The sequence below is a fragment of the Pseudomonas sp. MF6751 genome (assembly GCF_016613265.1).
In the GTDB taxonomy this organism is placed as follows: Bacteria; Pseudomonadota; Gammaproteobacteria; order Pseudomonadales; family Pseudomonadaceae; genus Aquipseudomonas; species Aquipseudomonas fluorescens_BV.
The window spans coordinates 1-12347 of record NZ_JAENSV010000075.1; the positions used below are offsets into that span (position 1 = coordinate 1).

Annotated in this window: 12 protein-coding genes; 4 read left to right on the forward strand and 8 right to left on the reverse strand. The window is 61.2% G+C overall.

Features of this window, described 5'->3' with window-relative positions; genetic code table 11:
* Window positions 1-137: 137 nt before the first annotated feature.
* From JJD66_RS27175 to JJD66_RS27185, 3 genes are all read right to left on the reverse strand, one after another.
* A complete protein-coding gene (locus JJD66_RS27175) occupies window positions 138-662 on the reverse strand; it encodes an AAA family ATPase (RefSeq protein WP_200649456.1) in 525 nt (174 codons plus the stop codon).
* A complete protein-coding gene (gene pnuC / locus JJD66_RS27180; RefSeq protein ID WP_200649457.1) occupies window positions 659-1222 on the reverse strand; it encodes a nicotinamide riboside transporter PnuC in 564 nt (187 codons plus the stop codon). Before pnuC ends, JJD66_RS27175 begins: the two co-directional genes overlap by 4 nt.
* Window positions 1223-1422: 200 nt before the next feature.
* The gene (locus JJD66_RS27185) at window positions 1423-3057 is read right to left on the reverse strand and encodes a methyl-accepting chemotaxis protein (RefSeq protein ID WP_200649458.1); all 1635 of its coding nucleotides are present in this window, start codon (window positions 3055-3057) and stop codon (window positions 1423-1425) included.
* Between the two features lie 226 nt (window positions 3058-3283).
* Here JJD66_RS27185 and JJD66_RS27190 point away from each other — a divergent pair, with 226 nt between their 5' ends.
* The gene (locus JJD66_RS27190; protein ID WP_034127341.1) at window positions 3284-4114 is read left to right on the forward strand and encodes an undecaprenyl-diphosphate phosphatase; all 831 of its coding nucleotides are present in this window, start codon (window positions 3284-3286) and stop codon (window positions 4112-4114) included.
* Window positions 4111-4494: a DUF1294 domain-containing protein gene (locus JJD66_RS27195; protein WP_034127342.1), complete on the forward strand. Its 384-nt coding sequence runs from the start codon at window positions 4111-4113 to the stop codon at window positions 4492-4494. Before JJD66_RS27190 ends, JJD66_RS27195 begins: the two co-directional genes overlap by 4 nt.
* Here JJD66_RS27195 and JJD66_RS27200 read toward each other — a convergent pair.
* Window positions 4483-4839 (reverse strand): MmcQ/YjbR family DNA-binding protein, encoded by a 357-nt coding sequence (locus JJD66_RS27200; RefSeq protein WP_034127343.1) that lies wholly within the window; start codon window positions 4837-4839, stop codon window positions 4483-4485. The two genes, JJD66_RS27195 and JJD66_RS27200, sit on opposite strands and share 12 nt — an antisense overlap.
* Window positions 4836-5744, reverse strand: a complete 909-nt coding sequence (locus JJD66_RS27205) for a LysR substrate-binding domain-containing protein (protein ID WP_105226753.1) — start codon at window positions 5742-5744, stop codon at window positions 4836-4838. The genes JJD66_RS27200 and JJD66_RS27205 overlap by 4 nt, the downstream gene beginning before the upstream one ends.
* Window positions 5745-5869: 125 nt before the next feature.
* Between JJD66_RS27205 and JJD66_RS27210 the strand changes: the two genes are divergently transcribed.
* Together JJD66_RS27210 and JJD66_RS27215 are read left to right on the forward strand one after the other, a co-directional pair.
* On the forward strand, window positions 5870-6481 hold the full coding sequence (locus tag JJD66_RS27210; RefSeq protein ID WP_200649459.1) for an FMN-dependent NADH-azoreductase: 612 nt from the start codon (window positions 5870-5872) through the stop codon (window positions 6479-6481).
* A 191-nt stretch (window positions 6482-6672) separates the two neighbouring features.
* Window positions 6673-7710, forward strand: coding sequence for an alpha/beta hydrolase family protein (locus JJD66_RS27215; protein WP_200649460.1), 1038 nt, complete (start codon window positions 6673-6675; stop codon window positions 7708-7710).
* On the opposite strand, the gene JJD66_RS27220 is transcribed toward JJD66_RS27215, so the two are convergent.
* From JJD66_RS27220 to JJD66_RS27230, 3 genes are all read right to left on the reverse strand, one after another.
* The gene (locus tag JJD66_RS27220; protein ID WP_200649461.1) at window positions 7704-8876 is read right to left on the reverse strand and encodes an MFS transporter; all 1173 of its coding nucleotides are present in this window, start codon (window positions 8874-8876) and stop codon (window positions 7704-7706) included. The genes JJD66_RS27215 and JJD66_RS27220 overlap by 7 nt on opposite strands.
* A gap of 281 nt (window positions 8877-9157) precedes the next feature.
* The gene (locus JJD66_RS27225) at window positions 9158-10744 is read right to left on the reverse strand and encodes an ABC-F family ATPase (RefSeq protein ID WP_003191057.1); all 1587 of its coding nucleotides are present in this window, start codon (window positions 10742-10744) and stop codon (window positions 9158-9160) included.
* Between the two features lie 142 nt (window positions 10745-10886).
* Window positions 10887-12125 (reverse strand): MFS transporter, encoded by a 1239-nt coding sequence (locus tag JJD66_RS27230; protein WP_200649462.1) that lies wholly within the window; start codon window positions 12123-12125, stop codon window positions 10887-10889.
* Window positions 12126-12347: the final 222 nt, after the last annotated feature.

Below are 12347 nucleotides of genomic sequence, written 5' to 3' on the forward strand. Positions count from 1 at the left end.
ACCACACAGGCGTTGGTAATACTGGCCCGCAAGCTTGCTCGGGTGGTGTTCGCTCTGCTGAAAGGGCAAAGCGAATATCAACCAAAAGTTGGTTGAGGGTTGCCCCTCAACCATAGAATCTCCCACAGGGAAGAGTGTCAGGGCTTGAGCAGCTGGGTGACCGCAGCAAATGCCGCCTGGCGCCTTTGTTCCCAATCTCCGCCAATCACTACCAGTGGCTGTCGATGCTCCTGCATCCACTCCAGGCTGGCCTGAAAAAACGCCCGGCGATCCGCCAGTTCCGGCTGGCAGCGCTGACCGTCGGCACTCCATTCCACATCCTCGGGTGAGAGCAGCAGGTGCAGGTCGTAATGCCGCGCCAGAAGTTCGTCATCAAGCCAGCCGGGATAGTCGCCGAACAGGGTCTGGCTCCAGAGCTTGTTGGTCAGCAGGTGGGTGTCGAGAATCAGCAAGGCGGGGCGTTTGGCGCGGGCGGCATCCTCCCAGGCCAACTGGCCCTGGGCAATGGCCGGGATATCCGCCAGGGTGGTGTCGCGCTGATGCTGATCGATGAAGTACCGCACATATTCCCCCACCATCAACCCACCAAAGTGCGCGTGCAACTGCGCCGCCAGCCAGCTCTTGCCGCTGGATTCGGGGCCCGCCAATACCACCACTTTCATGCGCGCAACGCCGGGTCGGCGCGCCACTCGCGCCAGCCTTGCACGGCAATCGCGGTAAACAGGGCGTAGAGCGCCGCGGTGAGGTAGAGGCCTTTGTAGAGGAACAGGCCGACGAAGATCACATCCACCACAATCCACAACGGCCAGCACTGTACGCGTTTTTGCGCCATCCACATCTGCGCCACCAGGCTGAAACCGGTGAGGGCGGCGTCGAGCCAGGGCTGGGCGGCGTCAGTCCAGTGGGCCATGGCGGCGCCCAGCAGCAGACTGCCGACGGCGCCCACAGCCAGGCTGGCCATGATTGCCGGCGCTTTCAGGCTGGTGACCTGGCGGCCTTGCTTGACGTCGCCAGCGCGGGTCCACTGCCACCAACCGTAAACTTGCAGCGCCGCGTAGACCACTTGCAGCAGCATGTCCGAGTAGAGCTTGACCTCGAAAAACACCCAGGTGTAGAGCAACACCATCACCAGGCCGATGGGCCAGCACCAGGGGTTTTGTTTGACCGTCAGCCAGACAGCGATCACCCCCAGGGCGGCGGCGAACAGTTCAAGCCCGGACATGGCGGATCCTTGGGAGAGTGGGAGAGGGCGGTGATTGTACCCAGAGCTCACCAATCCTCAAACACGGCAATGCGTCATTGCCCTCTTTAGGAGCGAGCTTGCTCGCGAAGATCGTCAAGGTTACCGCGTATTGTCTGAATAACCGCGGTGCCTATGGGTTTTTCGCGAGCAAGCTCGCTCCTACAAAAGGCTAATCAGCGCTAGATTCGGAATTGGCGCAGCAACCCATCAAGCTGCTCACTCAAACCACGCAACTGCGCACTCGCCACGCTCGATTGCTCCGCCGCCAGCGCTGTGCTGTGGGACAGCCCGGCCGCTTGGGTGACGTTCTGGTTGATGTCTTCCACCACATGGGCCTGCTGCAGGGTGGCGCTGGCAATCGAGGCGTTCAGGCCGTTGAGGTTGTGCAGTGCCTGGCCGATGGCGGAGAGGCTGGCACCGGCTTGGCCGGCTTGCTCGATGGTCAGTTGCGAGGCGCTGTGGCTGTCGCTGATGACCTTGACCGCCGCTTCCGAGTGACCTTGCAGGCGCTCGATCATTACCTGGATCTCGGCGGTGGATTTCTGCGTGCGCTGGGCCAGCAGCCGCACCTCATCGGCGACCACCGCAAACCCACGGCCTTGCTCCCCGGCGCGGGCGGCTTCGATGGCGGCGTTGAGGGCGAGCAGGTTGGTCTGGTCGGCGATGGAGCGGATCACCTCCAGTACCCCGCCGATCTGCGTACTTTCGCTGGAAAGAGTGCGGATCACCTCCACAGCCTGGCTGATGGTGGTGGAGAGCTGGTCGATCTGCTGCAAGCTGCCGTCGATGTTGACCTGGCCCTGTTGTGCCTGGGCCTGGGCATCGCGCATTTCGCTGGCGGCGTGTTCGGCATTCTTGGCCACGTCCTGCACGCCGTAGGTGACCTCGTTGATGGCGGTGGCCACCAGTTCCATCTGCTGCGACTGCTGCTGGCTGCGGTCATGGGCCTGGCTGGCGTTGTGGCCCAGCTCGGTGGACGACTGGCCCAGGGCGTTCGCGCACACCTGCAACTGGCCGACAACCTGGCGCAGCTTGGCGGTGAAGCTATTGAAGTGCTGGGCCAGTGCGGTCAGTTCGTCACGACCGTGGGTGTCGAGGCTGTGGGTCAGGTCGCTTTCGCCGCTGGCGATATTGCCCATGGCATTCACCGCCGCCTGCAACGGCTGCACGATGCTGCGAGCGATCAACACCACCAGCACGGCCATCATCAACGCAATGCCCAGGCCAATGGCCGAGGCTTTCCATACCTGGCCCCTGAATTCAGCCTGTACATCGTCGACGTAGACGCCGGAGCCGATAATCCAGCCCCAGGGTTCGAACAGTTGGATGTACGAGGTTTTCTCTACCGGTGCTTCGGCGCCGGGCTTCGGCCAGCGGTAGTTGACGATGCCGGCACCCTTGGCCTTGGCCAGGCTCACGAATTCGTTGAACACGGCGAAACCGTCCGGGTCGCGAATCGCCGAGAGGTTCTGGCCGTCGAGCTTGGGGTTGGCCGCGTGCATGATCATCACGGGGGTGAGGTCGTTGATCCAGAAGTAATCATCGTGGTCATAACGCAGGCCGCGCACCGCGCTCAGGGCCTGTTGTTGCGCGGCGTCACGGGTCAGTACGCCGGTTTTCTCCAGGTTCTGGTAATAGCTGAGTACGCCACTGGCGGTCTGTACCACATGCTGGGTCTGCTGGCGCTTGGCCTGGTAGAGGTCGCCGTGGATCTGGTTGAGCATCAACAGCCCCAAGGCCAGCAGCATCAACACGGCGACTATCAGGATCAGCCAAAGGCGGCGGCTGATCGACATGCTGCGCAAACTGTTCATCGTCCTGTCACTCCCTGCTCTTTATAATTGTGGTGCTGCTTCGAGATTTCCGGCGTGTCTGATAGGCTTTCGGCCCGGAATCGAAAAACCTGAGTACTGCCTGATTTTTCACGGATTTTTTGCAGACCGGCGTTGAGAATCAACCGCGGGCGCTTGTGTGCGCTCGTCGTCAGTGAACTTAAAAAAGACTAAGAGGCATGCCACGCGCATGACCTTTGGAGACAGCATGGATTTTTGGACCGCCATACAGGCATTGATTCTCGGCATCGTCGAGGGGCTTACGGAGTTCTTGCCGATCTCCAGCACTGGCCACCAGATCATCGTCGCCGACCTGATCAATTTTGGCGGCGAGCGTTTCGAAGCCTTCAATATCATCATCCAGCTCGGCGCGATCCTGGCGGTAGTCTGGGAGTTTCGGCGCAAGATCTTTGACGTGGTCATCGGCCTGCCGACCCAGCCCCAAGCCCGACGCTTTACCGTCAACCTGATCATCGCCGTGCTACCGGCGGTGGTACTGGGGGTGATTTTTGCCGACCTGATCAAGCACTACCTGTTTAACCCGATCACTGTAGCGACTGCCCTGGTAGTGGGTGGCGTGATCATGTTGTGGGCCGAGCGCCGCCAACATGCAGTGCGGGCTGAAACCGTCGACGACATCACCTGGAAAGACGCCCTCAAGGTCGGCCTGGCCCAGTGCCTGGCCATGATCCCCGGCACTTCGCGTTCTGGTGCGACGATCATCGGCGGCCTGTTGTTTGGCCTGTCGCGCAAGACAGCTACCGAGTTCTCGTTCTTCCTGGCGATGCCGACCATGGTCGGTGCGGCGGTGTACTCGGGCTATAAATACCGTGACCTGTTTCAGCCCGCGGACCTGCCGGTGTTCGCCATTGGCTTTGTCACCTCGTTCATCTTCGCCATGATTGCGGTCAAGGCACTGCTCAAGTTCATCGCCAGCCACAGCTACGCGGCGTTTGCCTGGTACCGGATTGCCTTCGGCCTGGTGATCCTGGCGACCTGGCAGTTCGGCTGGATCGACTGGACTGCGGTCAAGCCATGACTATCCAGCACCCACGCCTGAAGGCGCTGATCTTTGTACTGCTGTGTGCCGCGCCGCTGCTGGGCTCGGCGTTGCTGTGGTATCGCGGCGAAACGGTGATCCCGTTGATGGCCTATGGCGTGGTCAGCGTGGTGGCGTTCTTCTTGTACTGGAGCGATAAGCGCAAGGCGCAGACCGAAGGCTGGCGCACCCCGGAAAACATCCTGCATGCGGTGGAGCTGGCGGGCGGTTGGCCGGGGGCGTTGATCGCCCAGCAGGTGTTCCGGCACAAGACGCGCAAGGTGTCTTACCAAGTGTTGTTCTGGGTGATTGTGCTGTTGCACCAGGTGTTCTGGCTGGACCAGCTGTTCCTCGGCGGCACCTTGCTGTCAATCCTCTAGCCGCAAGCCAATCTGCGTGCGCTTGGGCAGCTTGCTCACCACCAACTGGTGGGAGCGCTGCAACAAGCCACGCAGTTCCTCTGCGCCCAAAGGGTAGGGCGTGTTCATGATGACCCACTGCGCCCTCGCCAGGTAAGGCGCAGGGTGAATGCCCGGGCGGTCGACGTGACCCAGGAACAGTTCTTTGTCGACCTTGAAGGCCAGCGACTCACCGCGCAGGTTCTGCAAGGCGAACATCTTGTTGCCAGCAATCGAGAACACCCGCACGCCACCCCATTTATAGTCTTCCCGTGCGCCTGGCAGGCTCAGGCAGAAACGTGCGACTTGTTCTTCCGTCATGCTCATAACAGCCGATCTCCACAGCCTTTGAAGCCTTCTTCCAGATAGTCGATCCAGGCCCGGATGGCCGGCAGCACGCCGCGCCGGTGCGGGTAGACCGCCTGCAGCCAGCCGCCTGGCAATGACCACTCCGGTAGCAATTGCACCAGGCGGCCATTAGCCAGTTCTTCTTCGCAGTACATCATTGGCAGCACCGTAAAGCCCACACCCATCATTGCGCTGGCCTTGCGCACGATAAAGTCTTCGATGCCCAGGCGCGCCTCCATCACTAGCTCGTGCATGTTGCCCTGGGGGTCGATGATGCGTTGGTGCACCATTCGGTCCGCCTCGAGTGCGCCAAGGATTGGCAACTGCTTGAGGTCTTCCAGGGTTTCGACCCGCCGCTCACGCATGAAAACGGGGCTGGCCACCAGCACGGTATGCGCCTGGCGCAGGCGTTTGGTGACCAGCAACGGGTCTTCGTCGCCCAGTTCGCGTACGCGCAGCGCTACATCAATGCCTTCGGCCACCAGGTCGACGCGGCGATTCACCAGGGTCATGTCCAACTGCACCAACGGGTGCGCGGCCAGAAAACCGGCTACCAGCTCCGGCAGGATCTGCTGGGCCAGGCCCACCGGGCAACTGACCCGCAAGCGCCCCCGTGGTTCGCTGGACATACTGGCCACGGCCTCGTCGGCCATTTCCGCTTCAAGCAGCATGGCCTGGCAGTGGCGCAGGTAGCGTTCGCCGACGGCGGTGAGCGTCAGTTGCCGGGTGGTGCGTTGCAGCAAGCGTGCACCCAGGCGGTCTTCCAGTTCGGCAATGCGCCGTGAAAGCCTGGATTTGGGAATGCCGAGTAGCCGGCCAGCCGCAGCAAAACCGCCGGCTTCGACGACTTTGGCGAAATAGTAGAGGTCGTTGAGGTCTTGCATGGTGGGCCTATTGTCCTGTCAGTGGGACAAACTATCGCATTTCAGCTGGCTTATCGACCATTGGTTTCATGCGTAGCATCACCACCATCTGATCGCCACTGTCGATCCCACCTCGGAGATCCATCATGAAACTGTTGCACATCGATTCCAGCATCCTCGGCGACAACTCGGCCTCCCGTCAGCTCAGCGCCGGTGTGGTCAAGGCATGGCAAGCTGCTCAGCCAGGTGTGGAAGTGACCTACCGCGACCTCGCCAGCGAAAGCATCAACCATTTCTCCGGCGCGACCCTGGGCGCATTGGGCACTGCTGCCGAACTGCGCGATGCGGCGCAAAAGCACGAGGCTGAACTGAGTGCATCGTCGCTGGCTGAGTTTCTCGCCGCCGATGCTGTGGTAGTCGGTGCGCCGATGTACAACTTCACCATTCCCACCCAGTTGAAAGCCTGGATCGACCGCATCGCAGTGGCCGGCCAGACCTTCCGTTACTCCGAAGCCGGCCCTGAAGGCCTGTGCGGCAACAAAAAAGTCATTATTGTCTCCACCGCCGGCGGTCTGCATGCCGACCAAGCCTCGGGCGCTGCCCACGAAGGCTACTTGAAGCTGCTGTTCGGCTTCCTGGGCATCACCGACATCGAGATCGTGCGCGCTGAAGGCCTGGCCTACGGTGATGAAGTGCGCAGCAAAGCCATGAGCGACGCCAACGTGCGCATCAACGAGCAACTGTTCACCGCTGCGTAAGGCTTATGTAAATTTGCCCTGTCCTCGGTTTCATTCTGAAACCGAGCGCCTAAACTCTGTATTCTGATCGCCTGAACGCGAGCGGAGTACGGAGTTTTTTCGTTGTGGCCCAGGATATGCACACATCCCTTCGATGCCCTGGACTTTTTATTCGACAGGCCGGTTCTTGTGCAGCAAAGGTGGACGTCCCCATGATGCGTCTTTGTGCTGTTTTGGTACTTTCGCTGTTGGGCGGCCTGGTTTCAGTGCACGCCGCGCCGGCACCGCACCCCCATTGGAGTGTGGGGTTTCATCGCATGAGTGTGCTCGACCCGCTGGATTCGCAGCCGATGAAGGCCATCGCGTTTTACCCTTCCACCGATACCGAACGCACCACGCCGCTGGGCGCCTATCAGGTCGCGGCCAGTGAAGATGCCAAGGTTGCTATCGGCCGTTTTCCGGTGCTGATGCTGTCCCACGGCAACACCGGCACGCCCCTGGCCCTGCACGATCTGGCTACGTCACTGGTGCGTAAGGGATTCGTAGTGGTGGCGGTCCTGCATCCCGGCGACAACTATAAGGACCACAGCCGCCTGGGCACCGTGAGTAATCTGTATGGCCGGCCGATCCAGATATCCCAGGCGATCACCGCCACCCTGGCCGATCCGATGCTGTCGCCCTTTGTTGATGTCGATCAGATCGGCGTCATCGGTTATTCCGCCGGTGGCGAAACGGCATTGATCCTGGCGGGCGCCAAGCCGGATTTCGAACGTCTACGCCGCTACTGTCAGGAACGCCCTGAAGACCGCGACGCGTGCACCACCAAGGGCGAGTTGGTGGTTGACCGCGACGACTTGCAACCCCAGGCTGACCCGCGCATCCATGCGTTGATGCTGATGGCGCCGCTGAGCTTGATGTTTGGCCGCCATACCCTGGCGGACGTGCATGTGCCAGTGCTGCTCTACAGTGGCGATGGCGACCAGTTGGTGGCAGTGGACAAAAACGCCGCCGCCCTGGCGCGCAAACTGCCAGAGCCGCCGGACTTCAAGCTGTTGGCCGGGGCAGGGCACTTTGTATTCATGGCCCCGTGCGACAGTGATCAACTGGCGACAATGCCGGGCATCTGCACCGATGCCGATGGTGTCGACCGCGAAGGGATTCACCGCGATATGGTCTCCGAGGCCGGGCGCTTTTTCAGTCGCACCCTCGGTGAGGCAACGCGTGCCGGCCTGCAGACGGCTGATCAGTAGGCGCGGCGCCTGAGCAGCACGGTCAGGGCGAGCGCGCTGACCGACAGCAACGCGGCGCAGAAGAATATCCAGCCGTAGCCAAGATTCAACGCCACGGCGCCCATCAACGGCCCGGCGATCGCCAGGGCCAGGTCGAAAAATACCGCATACGCACTCAGCCCCGCGCCACGGCTGCTGTCCGGCACTTGCTTGATAGCTTCCACGCCGAGCGCCGGGTAAACCAGTGACAAACCAAAACCGGTCAACCCTGCGCCGATCAAGGCCACGCTGGTAGACGGTGCCAGCCACAGCAGCGTCAGGCCCAGGGTTTCGATGATCATGCAGGCGATGGCGGCGGTGAACCCGCCAAACCGGCTGATGGCTGAGATAAACACCAGGCGCGAGAGAATAAAGCACACACCAAATACCGTCAGGCAATACGCCGCACCGGCCCAGCCACGATTCAGGTAATACAGGGTGATAAAAGTCGTCAACGTGCCGTAGCCAATCGAAGCCAGGCACAGGCTGGCGCCGAACGGTGCGATACGCCCGAACACCGCCCAGAACGGCAGCCGCTCGCCACGTACCACCGGCACCGACGGTTTATTGCGGATCAGCACCAGTCCCAACGCCGCCAACACCGCCAGGGCAAGACCGAGGCTGGTGTAGCCGTAATCAGCCACCATCACCACGCCAAGTGGCGCACCAATCGCAATCGCGCCGTAGGAGGCGATGCCATTCCAGGAAATCGAGCGTGCGGTGTGCTCGGCGCCCACCGCGCCCATGCACCAACTGATGGTCCCCACGCCAATCAGGCCCTGGGCCACGCCGAGTAACAGGCGACCGGCGATCAGAATACCCAGGCTCAAGCTCGGCAGACTTTCCAGCAGCGTGGCGATAAAGGTCAGTACACCGCTGATCAGAATGCCGGCCAGGCCTAGCACGATCGCGCGTTTGGTACCGACGTTATCCGACATCCGCCCTGCCATCGGGCGGCTGAGCAGCGTGGCCAGGTACTGCGAACCGATGGTCACCCCGGCCGCCACGGCGCTGAAACCCAGTTGCTCGTGCACATAGCCTGGAATCACCGCAATCGGCAGGCCGATGCAGATAAAGGCAATGAAGGTGTAGAAAACGATGGAAACGATTTGCCGGGTGATCGACAGGGAGGAGGGGGCGGCAGGCATGAATACTCAATCGCTGGCGGGCGGTGAATGCATCATGGCATAACCTGCATCCCTGTAGGAACGAGGGACGCCTGCAGTAGATCCCGTGTGTGAGCGGGCTTGCCCGCGAAGGCAGTGTGTCAGTCACTGAATCTTTAACTGAACCACCGCTATCGCAGGCAAGCCAGCTCCCACACGGGTCATGCATCGCCCACAGGATCAACGCCTGGCAGAGTGCGGATGCAAAAAGCCCCGTCACAGGGACAGGGCTTTTTCTTGCAGCTTGCAGCTAAGTGCTGCTCTTAAAACACCACACCCTGGCTACGCAGGTAGTCGTCATAGGTGCCGCTGAAGTCGATCACGCCGCTTGGGCTCAACTCGATGATGCGGGTGGCCAGGGACGATACGAACTCGCGGTCGTGGCTGACGAAGATCAGCGTGCCCGGGTAGTTCTCCAGCGCCAGGTTCAGCGCCTCGATGGATTCCATGTCCAAGTGGTTGGTCGGTTCGTCCATGATCAGCACGTTGGGCTTTTGCAGGATCAGCTTGCCGAACAGCATGCGACCTTGTTCACCACCGGAGATCACTTTGACCGACTTCTGGATTTCGTCGTTGGAGAACAACATGCGGCCCAGGGTGCCACGAATCATTTGCTCGCCTTGGGTCCACTGGCCCATCCAGTCGAACAGGCTCACGTCGTCTTCGAAGTCGTGGGCGTGGTCCTGGGCGTAGTAGCCCAGTTCGGCGGCGTCGGTCCACTTGATGCTACCGGCGTCCGGGGTCAGCTCGTTGACCAAGGTGCGCAGCAGGGTGGTCTTGCCGATACCGTTGGGGCCGATGATCGCCACGCGCTCGCCGGCTTCAACCTGGAAGCTGAAGTCTTTGAACAGCGGCTTGCCGTCAAAACCTTTGGCCATCTTTTCGACCATGACCGCCTGGCGATGCAGCTTTTTGTTCTGCTCGAAACGGATGAACGGGCTCACACGGCTCGAAGGCTTGACCTCAGCCAGTTGGATCTTGTCGATCGCCTTGGCACGGGATGTGGCCTGCTTGGCTTTCGAGGCGTTGGCCGAGAAGCGGCTGACGAAGGATTGCAGCTCGGAGATCTGCGCTTTCTTCTTGGCGTTGTCCGACAGCAACTGCTCGCGGGACTGGGTCGCCACGGTCATGTACTCGTCGTAGTTGCCCGGGAACAGGCGCAGCTCGCCGTAGTCCAGGTCAGCCATGTGGGTGCACACGCTGTTCAGGAAGTGACGGTCGTGAGAGATGATGATCATCAGGCTGGAGCGCTGGGTCAGGATGTTTTCCAGCCAGCGGATGGTGTTGATGTCCAAGTGGTTGGTCGGTTCGTCGAGCAACAGCACTTCCGGGTCAGAGAACAGCGCCTGGGCCAGCAGTACGCGCAGCTTCCAGCCTGGGGACACTTCGCTCATCGGGCCGAAATGCTGTTCCAGGGGAATACCCAGGCCCAGCAGCAGCTCGCCGGCGCGGGATTCGGCGGTGTAGCCGTCCATCTCGGCGAACTCGGTTTCCAGCTCGGCCACAGCCATGCCGTCTTCTTCGCTCATTTCCGGCAGCGAGTAGATGCGGTCGCGTTCGGCCTTGACCTTCCACAGCTCCTCGTGGCCCATGATCACGGTGTCGAGCACGGTGAATTCTTCGTAGGCGAACTGGTCCTGGCGCAGTTTACCCAAGCGCACATTCGGCTCCAGCATGACCTGGCCGCCGGACGGGTCGAGGTCGCCACCGAGGATTTTCATGAAGGTCGACTTGCCGCAACCGTTGGCACCGATCAGACCATAGCGGTTGCCGGCGCCGAACTTGACCGAGACGTTCTCGAAGAGCGGCTTGGCGCCGAACTGCATGGTGATGTTAGCTGTGGAGATCAATTACTTTACCTATCAATGGGTTGCGAGCGTGACGGCAGGTGCCTTCAGGCATGCGTCAACAGCGACATCAAGGCGCGAAACCCGGTCGCTGAACACAAAATTGGGGATGTGTGTTGGAATTTGGCGCGCATTGTCGCATATGTCAGGCGACAGTTGTATGGCGAGCGAAGGATGGTTTTGCCAATGTCTCAGGCATAGCCAGCCACAACAGCATCAAGGCAGCGGCTGCAACCGCTGCCAACGTCAGGAAGGCCGCGTTGTAGCCAGCCTGCTGCACCACGAAGCCGGCCAGGCTGTTGCTGAGTGCCGCGCCCAGGCCGAATACGGTGGAGAGGGCGCCCAGGCTGACGTTGAAGCGCCCGGCGCCTTGGGTCAGGTCCTTGACGATCACCGGGAACAGGGCGCCGAAAATGCCGGCGCCGATACCGTCGAGCATCTGCACGGCCACCAGCCAGTAGGGGTCGCTGGATAAGGTATAGAGCACGCCACGCAACGGCAGTATCAGGAAACCTGCAAGCAACAGCGGCTTGCGCCCCCAGATATCGGCCTTGAGCCCGACCAGCCAGGCCATCGGCACCATCACCAACTGTGCGGCGACAATGCAGGCTGACGTCAGCGGGGTGGCCATCTGCAGATTGATCTGCGCCAGTTTCTGGCTGACCAGCGGCAGCATCGCGGCATTGGCCAGGTGAAACAGTGCGCAGCAGATGGCAAACAGTAGCAGCGGTTGGTTGGCCAGCAATGCTTTCAGGCCCGAGGGCTGTTCGTGGTCGGTGTGATGGGCCGGATCAAAACCACGGGCGACCTCATGGTCAATCGCCTTGGCCGGCACGCAACTGACCGCAATGACACTGGCGACGGCCATAAACGCCATCAGGTAGAACACCACCACCGGCCCGAACAGGTAGGCCAGCCCGCCGGCCAGCAACGCGGCCACGGCATTGCCGGCATGGTTGAAAGTCTCGTTGCGCCCGGTACGCCGGGTGAAGGCACGCGGCCCGGTGATCCCCAGCGAAATGGCGGAAATTGCCGGAGCAAAGACAGAGGCAGCAACGGCGCTGGCAGCTTGGGTCAGCGCCACCCAGCCAAATGAACTGACGAAGGGCAGCATCAGGCAACTGCCCGTCACCAATAGCGCGGCAATGGCAACCACCGCGCGTTTGCTGCGAGTGCGGTCGATCAGCGCACCCGCTGGGCCTTGGGTCAGCAAGGCAGCGATGCCTGCCAGGGTCATGACCACGCCAATGCTGGCCGGCTCCCATCGATGGACGGCCAACAGATAGATCGCCAGGTACGGTCCGAGACCGTCGCGCACATCGGCGAGAAAGAAGTTCAGGCTGTCCAGGGATAAAGCGATGCGCAGGTCTGAATGACGGGCCACGGTGCGACCTTCAAGAGCGGCGTTCAGGGGCTGAGCGCGCGTTGGGATAATGACCTGTGGGCTGGGCGATAAGTTTCGCGGTGAGCGAGGGTTTCAGCACGCAAAAAAAAGCCCGCGAGGAGAGGGCGGGCCAAGTGATTCACTGGAGTAGGTAGGCCTGACCTTATAGGTCGAAAAGTGAAGGCCTTGTGAAAATGCCGTGATCAAATCGGATAGCCACGT

What these genes read in the sequence shown, in the direction of transcription:
- JJD66_RS27205 (WP_105226753.1), bottom strand. Translation starts at nt 5,744, where the DNA reads ATGCAAGACCTCAACGACCTCTACTATTTCGCCAAAGTCGTCGAAGCC.
- JJD66_RS27200 (WP_034127343.1), bottom strand. Translation starts at nt 4,839, where the DNA reads ATGAGCATGACGGAAGAACAAGTCGCACGTTTCTGCCTGAGCCTGCCA.
- JJD66_RS27175 (WP_200649456.1), bottom strand. Translation starts at nt 662, where the DNA reads ATGAAAGTGGTGGTATTGGCGGGCCCCGAATCCAGCGGCAAGAGCTGG.
- JJD66_RS27195 (WP_034127342.1), top strand. Translation starts at nt 4,111, where the DNA reads ATGACTATCCAGCACCCACGCCTGAAGGCGCTGATCTTTGTACTGCTG.
- JJD66_RS27215 (WP_200649460.1), top strand. Translation starts at nt 6,673, where the DNA reads ATGATGCGTCTTTGTGCTGTTTTGGTACTTTCGCTGTTGGGCGGCCTG.
- pnuC (WP_200649457.1), bottom strand. Translation starts at nt 1,222, where the DNA reads ATGTCCGGGCTTGAACTGTTCGCCGCCGCCCTGGGGGTGATCGCTGTC.
- JJD66_RS27220 (WP_200649461.1), bottom strand. Translation starts at nt 8,876, where the DNA reads ATGCCTGCCGCCCCCTCCTCCCTGTCGATCACCCGGCAAATCGTTTCC.
- JJD66_RS27185 (WP_200649458.1), bottom strand. Translation starts at nt 3,057, where the DNA reads ATGAACAGTTTGCGCAGCATGTCGATCAGCCGCCGCCTTTGGCTGATC.
- JJD66_RS27210 (WP_200649459.1), top strand. Translation starts at nt 5,870, where the DNA reads ATGAAACTGTTGCACATCGATTCCAGCATCCTCGGCGACAACTCGGCC.
- JJD66_RS27190 (WP_034127341.1), top strand. Translation starts at nt 3,284, where the DNA reads ATGGATTTTTGGACCGCCATACAGGCATTGATTCTCGGCATCGTCGAG.